This is a genomic window from Kitasatospora sp. NPDC088779, from assembly GCF_040685395.1.
Classification (GTDB): Bacteria; Actinomycetota; Actinomycetes; order Streptomycetales; family Streptomycetaceae; genus Kitasatospora.
Map to the genome: position 1 here is coordinate 1 of NZ_JBFBHW010000086.1, position 18,434 is coordinate 18,434.

Annotated in this window: 16 protein-coding genes; 5 read left to right on the forward strand and 11 right to left on the reverse strand. The window is 73.7% G+C overall.

Annotated elements, in window-relative coordinates:
- The 5 genes from AB0P03_RS39460 to AB0P03_RS39480 all read right to left on the reverse strand — a co-directional run.
- A partial coding sequence (locus AB0P03_RS39460; protein ID WP_363633545.1) for a trehalase-like domain-containing protein occupies nt 1-514 on the reverse strand: 514 nt, incomplete at its 3' end.
- A gap of 68 nt (nt 515-582) precedes the next feature.
- Nucleotides 583-1,479: a carbohydrate ABC transporter permease gene (locus tag AB0P03_RS39465; RefSeq protein ID WP_363589227.1), complete on the reverse strand. Its 897-nt coding sequence runs from the start codon at nt 1,477-1,479 to the stop codon at nt 583-585.
- Nucleotides 1,466-2,542 carry a sugar ABC transporter permease gene (locus AB0P03_RS39470; protein WP_350884138.1) on the reverse strand — a complete coding sequence of 359 codons (1,077 nt, stop codon included), beginning with the start codon at nt 2,540-2,542 and terminating at the stop codon, nt 1,466-1,468. Before AB0P03_RS39470 ends, AB0P03_RS39465 begins: the two co-directional genes overlap by 14 nt.
- The gene (locus AB0P03_RS39475; protein WP_363589225.1) at nt 2,532-3,785 is read right to left on the reverse strand and encodes an extracellular solute-binding protein; all 1,254 of its coding nucleotides are present in this window, start codon (nt 3,783-3,785) and stop codon (nt 2,532-2,534) included. The genes AB0P03_RS39470 and AB0P03_RS39475 overlap by 11 nt, the downstream gene beginning before the upstream one ends.
- A 62-nt stretch (nt 3,786-3,847) precedes the next feature.
- Nucleotides 3,848-4,882, reverse strand: a complete 1,035-nt coding sequence (locus AB0P03_RS39480) for a LacI family DNA-binding transcriptional regulator (RefSeq protein WP_363589223.1) — start codon at nt 4,880-4,882, stop codon at nt 3,848-3,850.
- 166 nt (nt 4,883-5,048) lie between these two features.
- On the opposite strand from AB0P03_RS39480, the gene AB0P03_RS39485 reads away from it, so the two are divergent.
- Complete coding sequence (locus AB0P03_RS39485) at nt 5,049-7,106, forward strand: glycogen debranching N-terminal domain-containing protein (protein WP_363633547.1); 2,058 nt, start codon at nt 5,049-5,051, stop codon at nt 7,104-7,106.
- Between the two features lie 72 nt (nt 7,107-7,178).
- On the opposite strand, the gene AB0P03_RS39490 is transcribed toward AB0P03_RS39485, so the two are convergent.
- A complete protein-coding gene (locus AB0P03_RS39490) occupies nt 7,179-8,738 on the reverse strand; it encodes a metallophosphoesterase family protein (RefSeq protein WP_363633548.1) in 1,560 nt (519 codons plus the stop codon).
- Between the two features lie 273 nt (nt 8,739-9,011).
- On the opposite strand from AB0P03_RS39490, the gene AB0P03_RS39495 reads away from it, so the two are divergent.
- The 3 genes from AB0P03_RS39495 to AB0P03_RS39505 all read left to right on the forward strand — a co-directional run bounded on the left by AB0P03_RS39495 (nt 9,012) and on the right by AB0P03_RS39505 (nt 12,081).
- Nucleotides 9,012-9,800 carry a phytanoyl-CoA dioxygenase family protein gene (locus AB0P03_RS39495; RefSeq protein WP_363589217.1) on the forward strand — a complete coding sequence of 263 codons (789 nt, stop codon included), beginning with the start codon at nt 9,012-9,014 and terminating at the stop codon, nt 9,798-9,800.
- Nucleotides 9,797-10,756, forward strand: coding sequence for an AraC family transcriptional regulator (locus AB0P03_RS39500; RefSeq protein ID WP_363589215.1), 960 nt, complete (start codon nt 9,797-9,799; stop codon nt 10,754-10,756). The genes AB0P03_RS39495 and AB0P03_RS39500 overlap by 4 nt, the downstream gene beginning before the upstream one ends.
- A 152-nt stretch (nt 10,757-10,908) precedes the next feature.
- Nucleotides 10,909-12,081: an MFS transporter gene (locus tag AB0P03_RS39505; RefSeq protein ID WP_363589231.1), complete on the forward strand. Its 1,173-nt coding sequence runs from the start codon at nt 10,909-10,911 to the stop codon at nt 12,079-12,081.
- Here the strand turns inward: AB0P03_RS39505 and AB0P03_RS39510 are convergent.
- From AB0P03_RS39510 to AB0P03_RS39525, 4 genes are all read right to left on the reverse strand, one after another.
- Nucleotides 12,048-13,841 carry a heavy metal translocating P-type ATPase gene (locus tag AB0P03_RS39510; protein WP_363633549.1) on the reverse strand — a complete coding sequence of 598 codons (1,794 nt, stop codon included), beginning with the start codon at nt 13,839-13,841 and terminating at the stop codon, nt 12,048-12,050. The two genes, AB0P03_RS39505 and AB0P03_RS39510, sit on opposite strands and share 34 nt — an antisense overlap.
- A 134-nt stretch (nt 13,842-13,975) precedes the next feature.
- Entirely contained in the window at nt 13,976-15,337 is a 1,362-nt protein-coding gene (locus tag AB0P03_RS39515) for an MFS transporter (RefSeq protein WP_363633551.1), read from the reverse strand.
- A gap of 137 nt (nt 15,338-15,474) precedes the next feature.
- Entirely contained in the window at nt 15,475-15,837 is a 363-nt protein-coding gene (locus AB0P03_RS39520) for a metalloregulator ArsR/SmtB family transcription factor (protein ID WP_363589209.1), read from the reverse strand.
- A 101-nt stretch (nt 15,838-15,938) separates the two neighbouring features.
- Nucleotides 15,939-16,220, reverse strand: coding sequence for a hypothetical protein (locus AB0P03_RS39525; RefSeq protein WP_363589207.1), 282 nt, complete (start codon nt 16,218-16,220; stop codon nt 15,939-15,941).
- 508 nt (nt 16,221-16,728) lie between these two features.
- Here AB0P03_RS39525 and AB0P03_RS39530 point away from each other — a divergent pair.
- The gene (locus AB0P03_RS39530) at nt 16,729-17,346 is read left to right on the forward strand and encodes a TetR/AcrR family transcriptional regulator C-terminal ligand-binding domain-containing protein (protein ID WP_363589205.1); all 618 of its coding nucleotides are present in this window, start codon (nt 16,729-16,731) and stop codon (nt 17,344-17,346) included.
- A 35-nt stretch (nt 17,347-17,381) separates the two neighbouring features.
- On the opposite strand, the gene AB0P03_RS39535 is transcribed toward AB0P03_RS39530, so the two are convergent.
- Nucleotides 17,382-18,194, reverse strand: a complete 813-nt coding sequence (locus AB0P03_RS39535; protein ID WP_363633553.1) for a slipin family protein — start codon at nt 18,192-18,194, stop codon at nt 17,382-17,384.
- Between the last annotated feature and the right edge of the window lie 240 nt (nt 18,195-18,434).

An 18,434-nucleotide genomic window follows, 5' to 3' on the forward strand; every position in this document is an offset into this window, starting at 1 on the left:
CGGTGAAGTCGGCGTAGGTGGTCAGGTCGCGGCCGTAGGTCTCGGACTCGCCGTCCAGCCACACCGAGTCGGGCCCGGCCACGGCGACGGTGCGGGTTCCCGTGCCGTCCGTGACCTTGTGCACCCAGGGCACGACGCGCCCGTACGAGAAGCGCATCCGCAGGGCCGAGCGCATCCGGACGGTGCCGGACACGCCCTCGACGATCCGGATCAGCTGCGGGGCCGCCGTGCCGCGCGGCGGCATGAAGTCGACGACCCGGACGGTGCCCCCGGCGGTGTCCCATTCCTGTTCCAGGATCAGGGAGTCGCCCCGGTAGCGCCGCCGGTGGGCGGGCGGGGCGTCACCGGGGGCGATCCGCCAGAAGCCGTGCTCGTCCGTGCCCAGCAGGCCGGCGAAGACGGCCGGGGAGTCGAAGCGGGGCAGGCACAGCCAGTCGACGGCGCCGTCCCTGCCGACCAGGGCGGCGGTCTGCATGTCGCCGATCAGCGCGTAGTCCTCGATACGGGCGGGCACGTGGTTCTCCAAGAAGGGTTCACAGGAAGGTTCGGCAGAGGGGGTGTACCGGCCGGGCCGGGCCGGGCTCACTCCTTGAGCGAGCCCGAGTTGGCGCCGCGCACGAAGTGGCGCTGGAAGCAGAAGAACAGGATCGCCACCGGGAGGGTGGAGACCAGCGCCGCCGCCAGCTTGAGCGGGTACTGCGTCCCGGAGCCGAGGCCGCCGGAGACGAAGTGCGCCAGGCCGGTGGTGAGGGTGTCGTGCTCGCTGGACTGGGTGGAGACCAGGAAGTGCGTGAACTCGTTCCAGGAGCCCTGGAAGGAGAGCACGGTGAGCGTGATCAGCGAGGGCCGGGACATCGGCAGGACGACGGACCAGAAGATCCGGAACGTCCCGGCGCCGTCGATCCGTGCCGCCTCCTCGATCTCGCGCGGCACCGACTCGAAGAACTGCTTCATGATGAAGATCCCCGCGGCGTCGACCAGCAGCGGCAGGATCATGCCGCTGTAGCTGTCGAACATGCCGAAGCTCTTCAGCACCAGGAACTTCGGGATCAGCAGCACCACGCCCGGCACCGCCATCACGGCCAGCACGAAGGCGAACAGCAGCCGGCGGCCCGGGAACCTGATCCGGGCCAGCGCGTAGCCCGCCATCGAGTCGAACAGCACCCGGCCGGCCGTCACCAGGACGGTCACCACCACGCTGTTGCCCAGCCAGCGCAGGAACGGGATGTTCTCGACGCCCTCCGCCAGGCCGAACAGCCGCCGGTAGGAGGCCAGGGTGCCGCCGTCGGGCAGCACCGACATCGGGTGGGCGGCCGCGTCCGGGTCGGTCTTGAAGCTGTTCACCAGTTGCAGCAGGAACGGCAGCAGGTAGAGCAGCGCGAAGCCGAGCAGGACGGTGTACCCGAGGAGCCGCAGCGGCCGGGGGAAGCGGCCGAGGATCGGCTTGTCCACGGCGGGCTTGCGGTCAGCGTGCGGCACGGCGGGCTCCCTTCGGGCTGCGGCGGGGCTTGCCGTCCCGCTCCCGCAGGACCCACCGCTGGACGGCGGTGAGCAGCAGGATCAGGCCGAGCAGGACGAACGCGATGGCGGCGCCCTGCCCGAAGTCGGCGTTGTCGAAGCCGGCCGAGTAGGACAGGTAGGCGGGCGTCAGGGTGGTGTTGCCGGGCGCGCCCTTGCCCATCACGTACACCTGGTCGAAGACCTGCCAGGTGGAGATCAGGCCGAGGGTCAGCACCAGGAACAGGACGGGCCGCAGCGCGGGCAGGGTGACGTGGCGCAGCAGCTGGCGGCGGTTGACGCCGTCGAGCGCGGCTGCCTCCTCCAGTTCGCGCGGGATGTCCTGGAGGGCGGCGAGGAAGATCAGCATGAAGGTGCCGGAGGTGGTCCACACCGCCATCAGGATCAACGTGCACATCGCGACCGAGGGCCCGGCGAACCACTCCGACCAGGACAGCCCGAGCGGGCCGCCCGTGCCCGGAGCGGGCTGGTCCAGGCCGAACCAGCCGAGCACCAGCCAGATCACCCCGCGCGGGTCGGCGAACCAGTTCGGCCCCTTGACCCCGAGCCAGCCCAGCATCCGGTTGACGGCGCCGCTGCCCTGGAAGAGGAACAGGAAGACCGTCGAGATCGCGATCGAGCTGGTGACGGACGGGAAGTAGAACACCGTGCGCAGGGCGCCCCGGCCGCGCAGCATCCGCTGGTTGACCAGGATGGCGAGCAGCAGCGCCAGCACCGTCTGCAGCGGCACCGTCAGCAGGACGTAGTACAGCGTGTTGCGCATCGAGGTGGCGAACAGCGTGCGGTCCAGGCCGTCCTCGGCGAACAGCCGGCGGTAGTTGTCCAGGCCGATGAAGTCCGCGCTGCCGCTGAACGGGTTGGACTGGCCGTCCCAGTGCAGCAGGCTGACCCACAGGGCCATCCCGATCGGCAGGACCATGAAGAGGCCGAGAACCAGGACCATGGGGCCGGCGAACAGCCAGCCCCATGCTCCCTCGCGCAGGCTGCGCCGGCGTGTCGTGCCGGTGGAGCTGTTACTTGGCATTCTTGATGGCCTGCTCGCCGTTGCGCTGGAGGGTGGCCAGGATGGCCGCCGGGTCGCCCGTCTTCAGCGACTGGAGGTCGGTGTTGAACTGGGTGAGCACCTTGGTGAACCCGGCGATGGTGACCGGCGCCTGGGCGTTGGCGACGCCGTCGACCCAGGCCTTGGACTCGGGGTACTTCTGGGCGTAGGCGCTCAGCGCGCTGGTGCGCGAGGGCATCACGCCGAAGGCCTGGGCGAACTCCAGCTGCTGGTCGGCGGAGGCGAGGTGCTTGACCAGGTCGACCCCGGCCGCCTGGTGCTGGCTCTTGGCGGCGATGCCCCAGCAGTTGCTGAAGGCGAGGGTGCCGGGGCCGGCCGGGCCGGCGGGCAGCGGGAGCACCTTGTACTGGACGTTCGGGTAGTCCTTGGCCATCGCGCCCTTGAGCCAGTTGCCCTCGATGGTCATCGCGGCCTTGCCCTTGCCGAGCGCCTCGCCGCCCCAGCCGGCGTCCACCTCGGCGACGTACTTGGCCGAGCCGGCCTTCATCATCGACTGCACGTACTCCAGCGCCTGCTTGTTGGCCGGGCTGTCGGCGGTCATCGCGGTCTGCTCGGGGTTGGTGATCCAGCCGCCGGCCTCCTTCAGCAGGGCGCCGAGCCGCTGGTAGTCGGGGGCGGTCACCAGGCCGGTCACGCCGTCCTTGGTGAGCTTGGCGGCGTCGTCGGAGAGCTGCTGCCAGCTGGTCGGGTAGTCGGCCTCGGTCAGGCCGGCCTGCTGCCACAGCGTGGTGTTGATCGCCAGGCCCAGGGTGGAGGTGTCCTTGGGCAGGCAGGTGAGCTTGCCGTCGTAGCTGAAGGCCTTGCGCAGCGGCTCGGAGAAGTCGGCGGCGTCCGGGATCTGGTCGCCGTAGGCGTACAGCGAGCCGCCCTTGGCGTAGTTCGCGAACTGGTCGGAGTTGACGTAGAAGAGGTCCGGCGGGTTGCCGCCGGCGAAGGCCTGGCCGAGCTGCTGGTTGATGTCGCTGGCGATCTGCACGGTGACGGTGTTGCCGGTCTTCTTGGCCCAGTCGGCCGTGGCGGCCTTGACCGCGGCCGTCTCGGACTCGCCGGAGGTGGCGATCAGCACCGTCAGGCTCTGGTTGCCGCCGGAGGACTGCTTGGCCGGTGAGTCGCCGAAGCCGCCGGAGGAGGAGCAGCCGGTGACGGCGCCGAGGGCGACGGCCGTGCAGACGGCTGCCGCGGCGAGGGTGCGGGAGGTGGCCATGCGGGATCTCCTTGCGAGGGTGGGTGGGGGGAGTGGGCGGAGATGGTTCGGGGGAGTGGCGGTCAGACGCTTTCGCGCAGGACCAGCTCCGGTTCCAGGAGCACGTGTTCGGTCGGCCGGTGGCGGTCGCCGAGGCGTTCCAGCAGCAGTCGCATGCACTCGCGGCCGACCGCGTCGAGCGGTTGGGCGAGGCTGGACAGCGACGGGAACAGCAGGGGGGCGACCGGCGAGTCGTCGAAGCCGATGACGGCCGCGTCCGGGCCGGGGGCGCGGCCGTCGCGGCGCAGCGCCTGGTACCAGCCGAGCGCCAGGGTGTCGCTGGCGGTCACGACCGCGGTCGCGCCGGTCGCGAGCAGCCGTTCGGCGGCCTCGGTGGCGCTCGCCTGGTCGTCCGGGCTCTCGGCCCGGCGGCCCCGGGCGGGCAGGCCCAGTTCGCGCATCGCGCTCTGCCAGCCGCGGGCGCGGTCGTCGCCGACGCCGGAGCCCTTCGGCCAGCCGAGGAAGCCGATCTTGCGGTGGCCGAGCCCGGCCAGGTGCCGGACGGCGGCCGAAGTCCCGGCGGAGCCGTCGACGTCGACCCAGTCGCCGACGTCCCGGCCGGACCAGGTGCGGCCGAAGGCGACGTAGGGGACGCCGCGTTCGTGCAGCCAGCCCTGGCGGCGGTCGCCGCGGTCGGTGCCGCTGAGTACGAAGCCGTCCGCGCCGTGCTCGTCGAGCAGCTGCTGGTAGCTGGTGAGTTCGTCGTCCCCGGGGGCGACGGCGAACAGCACCACCCGGTAGCCGGCCTGGTCGGCGGCCTCGGAGAGCGAGTGCAGGAACTGGTCCAGGACCGGGGTCGGGACGCCGGTGCTGCTGGAGCGGATGCCGTAGCCGATCAGCCGGCTGGCCCTGGTCTTGAGGGCCTGCGCGGCCCGGTGCGGGCGGTAGCCGAGCTCGTCGATCGCGCGCTGGACCCGCTCCAGCGTCTGCGGGCGCAGCAGCTCGGGCGAGTTGATCGCGTTGGACACCGTCTGACGGCCCACGCCGGCCCGGGCGGCGACCATTTCCAGGGTCGCGGCGGACCCTGTCCTGGGCCGGGGCGATGAGTGTGCATGCATGACGGCGATCCTAGGTTCTGTCTTCATTGACAAGATCTTGGAGCGTTCCAATACGGGGTTCCATCTTCCCCACCAGGGGGGTTAATGTCTTGGAACGCTCCAATGGCAGAAAGGTTGCGCCCGAGTGGAAGCAACTGTCAAGCCCCAAAACGAGGATGAAGAGACCATGTCAGCGATCGCCCTGCAGCCGTTCCTGCACGACGCCCAGCTCTCCGTGGCCGCCCCGAGCTTCTGTGCCTCGCGCCCGGACGGGCGGATCGGCGAAGGCGCGGACGGCTTTTACCACGGGGACCGCCGGATCCTCTCCCGCCTGGAGGCCGGTGTCGCCGGGATCCCCAACGCCCCCGTCGCCACCGCGCACGGCGAGGACGGGCGCACCACCTTCGTCACCGTGCTGCGCGGCATCGCCGAACTCACCCCCGACCCGGCCGTCACCCTGGAACGCCGCCGGGAGCTGCACCCCGGCCGCCTCGTCGAGCGGTACACCGTCCGCAACGCGGGCGACCTCACCGCCCGCCTGCGCCTGGACCTGCGCGCGGAGAGCGACTTCGCCGCGATGGACTCCGTCAAGGCCGGCCGCACCACCCAGGCCCTCACGCCCACCGCCGACCCGAACGGCCTGCGCTGGAGCGAGGGCCCGCTCAGCGCCGCCCTCACCGTCGAGCCGGCGCCCGACCACCTCGCCGCCGACACCGGCACCCTGGGCTTCGACCTCGAACTCGCCCCCGGCCAGACCTGGCAGGCCGTCCTGGAGTGCACCGCCGAGCACCGCGACGGCGACCTCTTCCCCGCCCCGGCCGCCGACGCCGCCCCGTGGCGCACCCCCGGGATCGCCGGCCGCGACCACCACCTCGCGCACTGGATCGCCCGCTCCCACCACGACCTGCGCGGCCTCCTGCTCACCGACCCGCTGGAGCCCGCCGACCACTTCCTCGGCGCCGGGGCCCCCTGGTTCCTCACCCTGTTCGGCCGCGACTCGCTCTGGGCGGCCCGGATGATGCTCCCGCTCGGCACCGATCTCGCCGCCGGCACGCTGCGTACCCTGGCCCGCCGCCAGGGCCGCGCCCTCGACCCGGCCACCGAGGAGCAGCCCGGCAAGATCCTCCACGAGGTCCGCCGCGACGAGCAGCACCTCGACAACGGCTCCCACCTGCCGCCCTGCTACTTCGGCACGGCCGACGCCACCCCGCTGTGGCTCACCCTGCTGCACGACGCCTGGCGCTGGGGCATGCCCGAGGACCAGGTCGAGGCCCTGCTGCCGCACGCCGAGGCCGCCCTCGCCTGGCTGGCCGACCACGCCGACGCGGACGGCGACGGCTTCCTGGAGTACGTCGACAGCTCCGGCAAGGGGCTCTCCAACCAGGGCTGGAAGGACTCCTCCGACAGCATCCGCTTCCGCGACGGCCGGATCGCCGACGCCCCCATCGCGCTCAGCGAGGTCCAGGCCTACGCCTACGAGGCCGCCGTCGCCTCCGCCGCCCTGCTGGAGGCCTTCGGCCGGCCCGGTGCCGACCGCTGGCGGCAGTGGGCGGAGGAGCTGCGGCTGCGCTTCCGCGACCGGTTCTGGACCGAGGACGCGCACGGCCCGTACCCGGTGGTCGCCCTCGACGGCGGCAAGCACAAGGTCGACTCGATCGCCTCCAACATGGGCCACCTGCTCGGCACCGGCCTGCTCGACCCGCAGGAGAGCGCCCTGGTCGCCGGCCGGCTCACCGCCCCCGGCATGGACAGCGGCTTCGGGCTGCGCACCCTGGACGCCGCCGCGACCGGCTTCAACCCGCTCGGCTACCACACCGGTTCGGTCTGGCCGCACGACAGCGCCATCGCCGTCCACGGCCTCGCCCGCGCCGGGCTGCACGACGCCGCCGCGCCGCTGGCCGCGGGCCTGGTCCGCGCGGCGGCGGCCTTCGACCACCGCCTGCCCGAACTCTTCGGCGGCCACCCGCGCGCCGAGGTCGCCCGCCCCGTCCCCTACCCGGCCTCCTGCCGCCCGCAGGCCTGGGCCGCCGCCGCCTCCGTCCAGGTGGTGCAGGCACTGCTCGGCCTGGAGGCCGACGCCCCCAACCGGCGGCTCCGGGTGCGGGCCCAGCTCCCGGCCGGCTACGAGTCGCTGACGTTCACCGGCCTGACGGTGGCCGGCCTGCCGATCGAGGTGTCCACCGACCACACCGGAGCCGTCGACCTGCGCGCCCCGCAGGGCTTCACCGTCACCACGGACCGCTGACGCGCACCCCGCCGGCCCGCCGCCGCGCCCGGCCCGGCCGGCGGGGAGCAGACCGTCCGGGCGCGGGCCGGCTCAGCCGCGTTGCACGGTGAACTGGTCCACAGCGGTGCCGTCCTCGGTGATCGAGCGCACCGCCATGCGGGCCGGCTTGCCGGCGGCGGCGGGCGTCACGTCGACCGCCACCAGGCAGTAACCGGTGTAACGGACCCTGGACCAGGTGACCTTGACGGTCTGGTTGTGGCCGGTCGGATCGGCGACCACCATCGGGACGGGGGAGTCGTTCTTCGTCTCGTGCCCGAGGTAGGTGTCGGCGACGGGGAAGGAGTAGACCCCGCCGCCACCGCCGCCCGCGACGACGTACGTGGTGCCGTCCTTCAGGGGATTGACGGTGTCTCCGGAGGCGACCTTGCGGGTGGGCTTGCCGGAGCGGATGGGGTCGGTCCGCTCGTAGACGTGGTTGTGGCCGCTGAGCACCAGGTCCACCTGGTACTTGTCGAACAGCGGGGCCCAGTCCTGCTGCGCGCCGAGTTCGGCTCCGTTGTCGTGGCAGGTGGAGTACGTGCACTGGTGCAGGTAGACGACGACGAAGTCGATGGTGGTGTCGGCGCGGAGCGCGGCGAGCCGGCTCTCCAGCCACTTCTTCTGCTTGCCCTTGGTGTAGTTCAGGTTGGCCGCGGTGTTGTAGCAGATGTCGTTGCCGTCGAGGCTGATCAGGCCGACGTTCTGGCAGCGCCAGGAGTAGATCCCGGTGGACTGGACCCAGGCGTTGTCGGGCATCGTGAACCGGGCGCGGACGCCCCCGTAGCCGTCGGCCCCGTACCAGGCCTCCATCTCGTGGTTGCCGATCGCCATCATCCACGGGGTCCGGGAGGCGACGGGGTCGTTCTGCACGAAGAAGGAGTCCCACAGGCGGGCGTCGTAGGGGTCGCTGGTCTTGCCGCTGCCGCCGCTGTTGGCGTACGAGAGGTCGCCCATGTGGAGGTGGAAGGCGGGGTCGAGGCCGGCGATCAGGTTGGCGGTGGCGGCTGCGTTGTACCCGACGCCCTGGTCGCCGAAGGCCGTGAAGGTGAACCCGGTGCCGCGGCCGGGGGCGGGCGCGGTGCGGAAGCTCGCCACGTCGCCGAGCTGGGCGCGCTGCCCCGCGGGGTCGTAGCCCTGGTGGCCGACGACGTAGTAGTACGTGGTGTCCGGGATCAGCTGGTCCACCTGCGCGTGCAGGTAGTACTGGGTGACGGTGGTGGGCTTGACCAGGGGCTGGTCCTCGACCGGGTGCTGCCAGGACAGCTTGCTGACCAGGGTGCGGACCTCGGCGGCGATCGGGGAGCCGAAGTCGCCGGGCTGGAGGCCGATCCGGACGAAGGGGGCGGTCACCGCGCCCGGCACCTGCCAGGAGACGACGACCTGTTGGGAGGGATCGGCCCCGAAGGCCAGGTGCCGGCCGAAGGGGCGCAGCGCGGACCCGGCGGTCCGGTCGCTGCGGGGTGCGGGGAGGGTCGGGGTGTCGAGGGCGGTCGGGCGGGGGGCGGCCTGGGCGGCGCCGGGCAGCAGGAGGCTGCCCGCGGCGAAGGCGGCACCGCCCGCCGCGCTCACTCGCAGGAGGTCGCGCCGGGAGTGCCGTGTGGTCTCGGACATGACATTAAGTTAGGAAACATCCCTAACCTTTGACAAGAGGGCGGACACGTGCGGATTCGGCCGCACCGCACGCCAGTTGGGGGTGCTCGGGCATCGAGGCGACGGTGCCCGGACATCGGGGCGGGGGCGCTCCCCGCCTCGGGAGCGCCGCCACCTGCTCGGTTGCGGCCCGGCGGGAGGGACGTGAACGCGCGGGCCGATGTCCGGATAACCCACCGGGCCGTCCGTATCGCCCCTCGGTCCGGCCCGGCCCCCACGCCTACGGTCGAGGCCATGAACGAACCCCTCAGCCCCGACGACCTCGCCGCCTACCACGAGAACGGCTTCCTCCTCGTCAAGAACCTGATCAGCCGACAGGAGGCGGCGGCGATGCGGGAGGAGTGCCACGCCCTGGCCGCCCGCCTCGACTCCGACGCCGACCCGACCTGGGCCAGCGCGCGCACCGTCGCGGGTGCGTCCGCCGGACGCACGGCCCTCAAGCACGCCCACGACGCGCAGTTCCACTCGGCGGCCTTCGCCCGGCTGCTGGTCGACCCCAGGTTCACGGACGTCGCGGCCGCACTGCTCGGTGGGCCCAACCTCCAGTTGCACCACACGAAGATGTTCATCAAGCCTCCGGAGACCGGCTCCCCCTTCCCCCTGCACCAGGACCACCCGTTCTTCCCGCACGCCCGGCACACCGTCGCGGCCGCGGTCTTCCACTTCGACGACGCCCCGGAGGAGAAGGGCTGCATCAGGGCCGTCCCCGGCAGCCACCGGAAGGGCCCGCTGCCGCACGTCGAGGACGGCAGCTGGCACCTGCCGCCCGACACCTGGCCGCTCCAGGACGCCCGGCCGTGCCCGGCGGAGGCCGGCGACGTCCTGTTCTTCGGCTACCTCACCGTGCACGGTTCGGGGCTGAACACCTCCGACCAGGCCCGCACCACCTGGCTGGTACAGTTCCGGGACCCTGCGGACCGGCCCACCACGGACGATCACACCTGGTCCCTCGGTCAGGGCATGATGCTGCGGGGCGTCGACCCCACCGCGCGCAGGACGGACGGGGCGGGCGAGCCGAGATGACCGAACTGGCCCGGGCGGGCGCCGCCCTGCCCCTGCTCAACTCCGTGCGGCTGGGCACCACCCTCGCCGGACGACGGGTCGAGTTCGTGGACTGGGGGTTCTACCCGCCCGAGCCATGGCGCAACTACTGGCACAGCCACTCCTACTTCGAGTTCTGCTACGCCTACGCCGGGCGCGGGACGTTCCGGCTCGGCGCGCTGGAGCACCCGGTCGGAGCCGGCGAGCTGTTCCTGGCCCGCCCCGGCGAGGTCCACGAGATCACCACCGACGCCCGGGACCCGCTCGGCATCGTCTTCTGGTCCTGGACGATGGTCCCCGAACGCGGTCCGCGCGGGGCCGCCGGGCCCGGCTCCCCGGAGACCGCCGCCCTGCTCGACGCCGTCGCGGCCGGCCCGCGCCAGGTCGTCCCGGCCGCCGGAACCCCGCTTCCCCGGCTGTTGGCGACACTCGCCGAAGAGGCCGCGGCTCCGGGGCCGGCCAGCCCCGACCTGCTGGCCGCCCTCGGCCCCGCACTGGTCCTCACCTGCGCCCGCGTCGTCGCCGGCCTGCCCGACGCCCCGCGCCCGACGCCCGTGCCGGGTGGGCGCGCGGCGGCGGTCGCCGCGCGGATGACCCGCTACCTGGACGACAACTTCGACCGCCCGGTACGGGTACGGGACGTCGCCACCCAGGTCCACCTGAGCGAGCGCCACGCAGCACGGCTCTTCCAGCAGGAGACGGGGTGCACGATCATCGCCTACCTGACCCGCCGACGGCTGGACGTCGCCGCGCAGCGCCTGGCCGATCCCGCGCTGCGCCCGCTGTCCGTCGCGGCCGTCGCCCGCTCCTGCGGCTATGCGGACACCCGGCACTTCAGCACCGCGTTCCGGCGTTACTGGGGAGCGCTCCCGACGCAGGTGCGGGCCGGGGGCGGCACCACCCACGGCCTGTCCGCGGACCGCGGCGCGATCCGGTAGCCGGTGGCCGACCACGCCGGGGCCGGGCGGGGCCGGGGCCGGGCGTCGGTTCTTGGGCGGATCGGCCTAGTCGGCCCCGCGAGCCGTGGCTGCGACGGCGACGGCCGCCCTACCGTGGGCGAATGACCGATCATCAGACCGCGCGACCCGCGATGGGCCGGGCGGGTTACCTCGGGGCGGCCGCCGGCTTCGCCGTCTGCATGGCGGGCACCACCCTGCCCACCCCGCTGTACGGGCTGTACCAGGAGCAGATCGGCTTCTCCGAACTGATGGTGACGGTCGTCTTCGCCATCTACGCCTTCGGCGTCATCGGCGTCCTGCTGCTCGTCGGCAACGTCTCCGACTCCGTCGGACGCCGGCCCGTCCTGCTCTGCGGACTGGCGCTCGCGGCGTGCAGCGCCGTCGCCTTCCTGGCCGAAGGCGGCCTCCCGCTGCTGGCCCTGGGCCGCCTGCTGTCCGGCCTGTCCGCGGGCCTGTTCACCGGCACCGCCACCGCGTACGTCCTGGAGCTCGCCCCACCCGGACACCAGGCCCGCGCGGGCTTCGTCGCGACCGCCGCCAACATCGGCGGCCTGGGCTGCGGACCGGTGCTGTCGGGACTGCTCGCCGAGTACACGCCCCACCCCCTGACCCTGCCGTTCGCCGTGCACCTGGTGCTGCTCGCCGCCTCCTTCACCGTCACCTGGCTCCTGCCGGAGACCGTCACCGGCGCCCGCCCGCTGCGCACCGCCCGGCCGCGCCGGCCGTCCCTGCCGCCGGAGGTCCGCGGGGTGTTCGTCCCGGCCGGCCTCGCCGCGTTCGCGGGCTTCTCCCTGCTGGGCGTCTTCACCTCCGTCAGCCCGGCCTTCCTCGCCCAGCGGCTGGACGTCCACAGCCCGGCCGTCGTCGGCCTGATCGTCTGCACGGCCTTCTTCGCCTCCACCCTCGGCCAGCTCCTGGTGCCCCGGCTGGGCACCGCCCGGGCGATCCCGGTCGGCTGCCTGGTGCTCATCGCCGGGCTGGCCCTGATGGCGGGCTCCCTCGCCTGGACGGCCCTGCCCCTGCTGGTGCTCAGCGCCCTGGTGGGTGGCGCCGGCCAGGGCATGGGCCTGCGCGGAGCCGTCGGCGAGATCGCCGCCGCGGCTCCCGCCGAGCACCGCGGCGGCGCCCTGTCGGCGCTCTTCGTGGTCGCCTACTTCGGCATCTCGATCCCGGTGATCGGTATCGGCCTGCTCACCGCGCCGATCGGCCTGGCCCGCGCCGGCCTGGTCTTCACCGCCTGCATGGCCCTGCTCGCCGCCGCCTCCGGCGCCTACCTGCTGCGCCGGGCCCGCGCCGGCTCCTGAACCGGCCGCGGCCCGGTGGCGCCCGCCCGCTTCCACGCGCTCTCGCGCAGCAGCCGCAGGCCGTTGAGGCCGACGATGACGGTCGAGCCCTCGTGGCCGAGGACGCCGAGCGGCAGGGGCAGGGTGGCGACCAGGTCCCACACGACCAGGCCGGAGATGAACACCGAGGCGATCACCAGGTTCTGGACGACCAGCCGCCGGGCCGCCAGGGACAGCGCGATCACCGTGGGGACGGTCGCGAGTTCGTCGCGGACGACGACCGCGTCGGCGGTCTCCAGCGCCAGGTCGGAGCCCGCCCGGCCCATCGCGATGCCGGTGTGGGCGGCGGCGAGGGCGGGGGCGTCGTTGACGCCGTCGCCGATCACCAGCACCTTGCGCCCGTCGCGCTCCAGCTCCTCGGCGACGGCGACGGCGACGGCTGCGGCGGTGGCCTCCGCCTCGGTGGAGGGCGCGTCGGCGGCGCCGTCGAGGAGCCGGGCGGGGGCGCCGACCGCGATGACGGCACCGGAGACGGTGGCGGTCACCCCGATGCCGGGGGTGGAGGCGAAGCCCTCGGCGACCGGCAGGTCGAGGCCGCGTCGGCGGGCGGCGTCGACCACCGCGCGGGCCAGCGGGTGCTCGCTGGGGTGCTCGGCGGCGCCCGCCAGGGCCAGCAGTTCGTCCTCGTCCAGGCCGCTGCCGGTGAGGGGGAGCAGGTCGGTGATCCGGGGGGTGCCCTCGGTGAGGGTGCCGGTCTTGTCCAGCGCCACCGCGTCGACCTGCCCGAGCCGCTCCATCACGACGGCGGACTTCACCAGGACGCCGTGGCGGCCGGCGTTGGCGATCGCGGACAGCAGCGGCGGCATGGTGGCCAGCACCACCGCGCAGGGCGAGGCGACGATCATGAAGGTCATCGCCCGCAGCAACGAGCCGGTCACGGCGGCCCCGAAGGCCAGCGGGACCAGGAAGACGGCGAGGGTCGCGAAGACCATGCCCAGGGAGTAGCGCTGCTCGACCCTCTCGATGAACAGTTGGGTGGGGGCCTTGGTCTCCGAGGCCTCCTCGACCATGGCGACGATCCGGGCGATCACCGAATCGGAGGCGTCGCGCTCGACCTTCACGCGCAGGGCGCCGGTGCCGTTCAGGGTGCCGGCGAAGACCTCGTCGCCCTGCTGCTTGGCGGCCGGCAGCGGCTCACCGGTGATGGTGGCCTGGTCGATCTCGCTCGCGCCGTCCAGGACGCGGCCGTCGGCGCCGACGCGCTCGCCGGGGCGGATCAGGATGGTGTCGCCGACCACCAGGTCCTCGGTGGCGACGGTCTCCTCGCCGCCGTCGTCCAGCAGGCGGGTGGCGGTGGTGGGGGCGAGGTCGAGCAGGCCGCGTACCGAGTCCTGGGTGCGGGCGGTGGCCAGCGCCTCCAGCGCGCCCGAGGTGGCGAAGATGACGATCAGCAGCGCGCCGTCCATCACCTGCCCGATCGAGGCCGCGCCGATCGCGGCGACGATCATCAGCAGGTCGACGTCGAGGGTCTTCTCGCGCAGCGCCCGGAGGCCGGCCCAGCCGGGCTCCCAGCCGCCGGTGACGTAGGCGATCGCGTAGAGCGGCCCCCAGGCCCAGGCCGGGGCGTCGGTCAGCTGGAGCGGCAGGGCGGTCAGGAAGGCGATGGTCGCGGCGGCGGCCCAGCGGGCCTCGGCCAGCGCGAAGACGCGCGTACGGCGCTTGGGAGCGGCGCCGCCGCGCGGGGCTGCGGCGGCTGGGCGCTCGGTGAGGGTTGCGGACATGGCTGTGGTGTTCCTCCACGCGGGCAGGACGGGGCGACGCGTCGACCATACAGGAATACATGAACAGCTCTTCATTTATTCCCGCTGGATTGACCCTCCCGGGTGATGCGGTTGTCGCCCCCGCCGGGCACGCCCTAGTTGGCCCGCGCGGCGAGGCCCTGCGGCCAGTGGCGGTGGTACTGGTCGATGACGTAGTCGTGGCCGTGGAGCCAGCCGTCCGTGGCCGGGTGGGCGTCGGTGAGGTGGGGGTGGCCCGGGGGCAGGTCGGCGTGGACGTGGTCGAGCCTGGCGGGGTCGCGGGCGGGCCAGATCGCGGTGGCGGCGGTGGCGGCGAGCAGGGCGATGGCGCCGAGGACGACGGCCGTCACCGGGAGGCCGGCGCCGGCGGCGAGCCAGCCGGCGAGGGGGTAGGTGAGCAGCCAGCAGCTGTGCGACAGGGAGAACTGCGCGGCGAAGGCGGCGGGCAGGTCCGCGTCGGCGGCGGAGCGGCGGATCAGGCGCCCGCCCGGCGTGAGGACGGCGGAACAGGCGGCGCCGATCGCGGCCCAGGACGCCAGCAGTGCGGCCCAGGACCAGCCGCCCGGGGCCGCGGCGGTGACGGCGGCGACGGCGGCCAGGACGGCGGGGAGCGCGAAGGCGGCCGGGAGCATGACGGCGCGGTCGGAGAGCCGTCGCAGGAGTCGGGGCAGGAGCAGGGCGGTCAGCATGGAGCCGGCACCGTAGGTGCCCAGGGCGAGCGAGACCGCGCCCGCCGGGCGGTGGAAGTGCTCGCGGACCGCGACGACGGTGTCGACGAAGACGATCGCCCCGGCGGCGGCGACCGCGAGGTCGAGGGCGAGCAGGGCCCGCAGGCGCGGGGTGGCCCAGAACAGGCGGGCGCCGAAGGCGGCCTTGGCGTGGACGCCGCCGGTCCGCTCGACGGGGGCGGGCTTGGGAAGGGCGACGGAGACGACCAGGGTGGCGGACGCGAGGAAGCCCGCGGTGGTGCCGGTGAACAGCCAGGTGTACGGGACCAGGGCGAGCAGGCCCGCGGCGAGCGCGGGACTGAACAGGGACTCCAGGTCGTAGGCGAGGCGGGACATCGACAGTGCCTGGGTGTAGTCCCGTTCGGCCGGCAGCACCTCGGGGATGGTGGCCTGGAAGGCCGGTGTGAAGGCGGCCGAGGCGGCCTGGAGCAGGAAGATCAGGACGTAGATCTGCCAGGCCTGGCTGACGAACGGCAGGGCGAGCGCGACGGCGGCGCGGGTGAGGTCCATCGCCACCAGCAGCGTTCGGCGCGGAACGCGGTCGGCGAGGGCTCCGACCACCGGTGCGACGGCCACGTAGGCGACCATCTTGACGGCCAGCGCGGTGCCGAGGACCGCTGAGGCGTCGGCGCCGGCGATGTCGTAGGCGAGCAGGCTCAGCGCCACGGTGGCCAGGCCCGTGCCCACCAGGGCGATGACCTGGGCTGCGAACAGGTGGCGGTAGGTGCGGTTGCGCAGGGTGGACAGCATCGGCCCCGTCCCGGTCGGCGGCGTGGTGAGGCGGCACCATCGTAGCCAACACGTGCATACGTGTGCACGTGTTGGCTACGGTGGTGCGGCTCTCGCTGCCGTTCCGGGCTGCGGGGGTGGGTCGGCCGTGCGGCGGGTCAGTCGTGCGGCGGCAGGGAGCCGATCTGGTGGTCGGCGACGTTCAGCGCCTCGTCGACCAGCCGCCGGAGGTGCCCGTGGCGCAGCGAGTAGACGACGCGGCGCCCGTCCCTGCGCGTGGTGACCAGGCCCGCGAGGCGGAGCTTCGCGAGGTGCTGGCTGACGGAGGTGCGCGGGGCCCCGCACGCCTCGATGAGGGAGGTGACGTCGGCCTCGCCCGCGCCGAGCCGGTGCAGCAGCGCGAGCCGGGTGCGGTCCGCGAGCAGGGCGAGGACGGACGCGGCGACGTCCAGCCGCTCGCCGCTGCCCTGCCCCTGCTCCTGCGAGCCGTGTGCAGCTGCCAGGTCGGTGCTTGTGCTCATGTGCTCATCGTAGATCGGCGCGCGCCCGATGCGTGCACGCGTGCGCACGTGATGGCTCCGCGCTGTCGGGGCCGCCGGGGCGGGCCCGGCTCTCGGGGTGTTCAGCGACCGGGGCCCCAGCGGGCTTCGAGCCGGCGGGTGCCGTCGGGGGTGGTGACGGCCCGCCAGCTGGCCCGCATCCGCACCGTGCGGCGAGCGGCGCCGGCGCCCCTGGAGGCGGTCGGGGCGCCCACGGCCTGGAGCACGGAATTGTCCAGGGGGCTGTCGGCGAGCCTGCGCACGATCGCGGACAGGGTCGCGGCGACCGAGCCGCGCGCCGGTGCGGATGCGGGCCAGCTGGCGGGGAGGGGCTGGCGGCGGTGGAAGGCGCCGAGAACGGCCACGGGGACCTCACCTTCGTTGACGTATCGTCCGACGCGGCGGATCGATCGGGTGTGGGCGGCTGAGGGCGTGTCTTGTGGATGCTCCGGAGGGCGGTGACGGGGCGCCGGGCCCGCGTCAGCCGGGCGGGGACGAGTCCGAGCCTAGGCCGCGGACCCTCGGGGGGTGGGCGATCCTGACGCCCCCTTGACTGCGCGGGCGTCGTCACTGACGGTGTCCTGACGGCGGCCCCGCGTATCGAGGGCCTCCGGCCCGGACGCGATCGCGCTCCGGCGGGGCGGCGCGTCGGGCGGGCGGCCGTCGATACGCGGGCGAGGGGAGGGAGAGCCATGGCAGGCCGGTCAGACGGCGCCGGCGCGGTCCGCGACGGCCGGGGGGCGAACGATTGGGACGGGACGGGTTCGTTCACTAACATCGACAGTGGCCCTGGATATAGGGAACACATCCGTTCATTGCGGACAGCCGGTGAACGGGCGTGTCGAGAGGTGGAACCGAAGAAGGTGCGCAGCCATGCCCGCTGAACCCGCAGTCGCGCGCGGACCGGCGACGGGCGCCCCGCTCCGCAGGCGCGGCGAGGCGCTGGAGAACGCCATCTTCGAGGCCGCCCTCCAGCAGCTCACCGCCGACGGCTACGCCCGGCTCACCATGGAGGGCGTCGCCGCCGCCGCGCAGACCGGCAAGGCCGCGCTCTACCGGCGCTGGCCCTCCAAGGAGGAACTGGTCAAGGACGCGCTGCGCGCCTGCCTGCCCCCGGCCGGCCCGCCGCCCGACACCGGCGGCCTACGCGGGGACCTGCTGGAGGTGGTGACCAGGCTGCGCGCGGCGATGCTGAGCGAACCCGGGGCCGCCGTGCGGGCCATCATGGGCGAGCTGGACCGGCACCGGGCCCACACCTTCCTGGCGATCGTGCTGGAGCGGGTGGTGGAGCCCACCGCCGCGCTGATCGCCGAGGTGCTCGCCCGCGGTGCCACCCGGGGCGAGGTCCGCCCCGGGTCCGTCACCCCCCTGGTCACCGACGTCGTCCCGGCGCTGATGCTGTACCGGATCAAGATGTGCGGCGGCGCGCCGGCGCAGCTCGACCCGGCGGAGATCGTCGACGAGGTGCTGCTGCCGATCGTCCGTCCGTGACGGACGGTGAGGCCGTCGGCCGTGCGGGCGGGCCGTCAGCCGGCGTCGGACGGCGCCTGGGCCGGGACGGCGGGCGCCGGCCCGGAGCCCGCCTCGGCGGCCCGGGCGGCGGAGGCCTCGAAGAAGCGCAGCAGCTCCACCGGGAACGGAAGCACCAGCGTCGAGTTCTTCTCCGCCGCGACCTCGACCACCGTCTGCAGCAGCCGCAGTTGCATCGCCGCCGGGGTCTCGGACATCGTGACGGCGGCCTCGGCGAGCTTGGCGGCGGCCTGGAACTCGCCGTCCGCGGTGATGATCCGGGCCCGCCGCTCGCGGTCGGCCTCCGCCTGGCGGGCCATCGAGCGCTTCATCGAGTCGGGCAGGCTGACGTCCTTGATCTCCACCCGGTCGATGTGCACGCCCCACCCGGTGGCCGGGCTCTCCAGCATGACCTCCAGTCCCTGGTGCAGGTTCTCCCGGCCGGAGAGCAGATCGTCCAGCTCGCTCTTGCCGATGATCGAGCGCAGCGAGGTCTGGGCGACCTGAAGCATCGCGAAGGAGTAGTTCTGGACGTCCACCGTGGCCTTGACCGGCTCGACGACGCGGAAGTACAGCACGGCGTCGACGCTGACGGAGACGTTGTCCTTGGTGATGCCCTCCTGGGCGGGCACCGGCATGGTGACGACCTGGACGTTGACCTTGCGCATCCGGTCGACCACCGGCACCAGCAGGGTGAGGCCCGGCTGGCGGACCTGCTCGCGCACCCGGCCGAGCCGGAACACCACGCCGCGCTCGTACTGCTGCACCACCCGCACGCCGGTGATCAGCCAGAACAGCGCCAGCACGACGACGAGAACGACAATTGCCACGTTCGTCCGACCTTCCCCGTAGCGGCGCAGCCCGGGCCGGGTCCGGAACGGGCCCTGTCGCGCGGGTGCGAGCCGCGCAGGACAGTATGCGCCCCGGCCGCGGGGATCGACAGCCGCGTGCGCCGGGGATCCTGACGGGCCGTCCGCTCCGCCGGTCGGGCCGTTCGGCGACGCCGCGGACGGCGGGGGGGGGGGGGGCCCGGGCCGGGGGCCCACCCCCCCCCCCCCCCCCCCCCCACC

Bases quoted from the DNA above. Each gene is read 5' to 3' on its own strand.
- AB0P03_RS39470 (WP_350884138.1), bottom strand. From the start codon at position 2,542: ATGCCAAGTAACAGCTCCACCGGCACGACACGCCGGCGCAGCCTGCGC.
- AB0P03_RS39475 (WP_363589225.1), bottom strand. From the start codon at position 3,785: ATGGCCACCTCCCGCACCCTCGCCGCGGCAGCCGTCTGCACGGCCGTC.
- AB0P03_RS39480 (WP_363589223.1), bottom strand. From the start codon at position 4,882: ATGCATGCACACTCATCGCCCCGGCCCAGGACAGGGTCCGCCGCGACC.
- AB0P03_RS39485 (WP_363633547.1), top strand. From the start codon at position 5,049: ATGTCAGCGATCGCCCTGCAGCCGTTCCTGCACGACGCCCAGCTCTCC.
- AB0P03_RS39490 (WP_363633548.1), bottom strand. From the start codon at position 8,738: ATGTCCGAGACCACACGGCACTCCCGGCGCGACCTCCTGCGAGTGAGC.
- AB0P03_RS39495 (WP_363589217.1), top strand. From the start codon at position 9,012: ATGAACGAACCCCTCAGCCCCGACGACCTCGCCGCCTACCACGAGAAC.
- AB0P03_RS39500 (WP_363589215.1), top strand. From the start codon at position 9,797: ATGACCGAACTGGCCCGGGCGGGCGCCGCCCTGCCCCTGCTCAACTCC.
- AB0P03_RS39505 (WP_363589231.1), top strand. From the start codon at position 10,909: ATGGGCCGGGCGGGTTACCTCGGGGCGGCCGCCGGCTTCGCCGTCTGC.
- AB0P03_RS39510 (WP_363633549.1), bottom strand. From the start codon at position 13,841: ATGTCCGCAACCCTCACCGAGCGCCCAGCCGCCGCAGCCCCGCGCGGC.
- AB0P03_RS39515 (WP_363633551.1), bottom strand. From the start codon at position 15,337: ATGCTGTCCACCCTGCGCAACCGCACCTACCGCCACCTGTTCGCAGCC.
- AB0P03_RS39520 (WP_363589209.1), bottom strand. From the start codon at position 15,837: ATGAGCACAAGCACCGACCTGGCAGCTGCACACGGCTCGCAGGAGCAG.
- AB0P03_RS39530 (WP_363589205.1), top strand. From the start codon at position 16,729: ATGCCCGCTGAACCCGCAGTCGCGCGCGGACCGGCGACGGGCGCCCCG.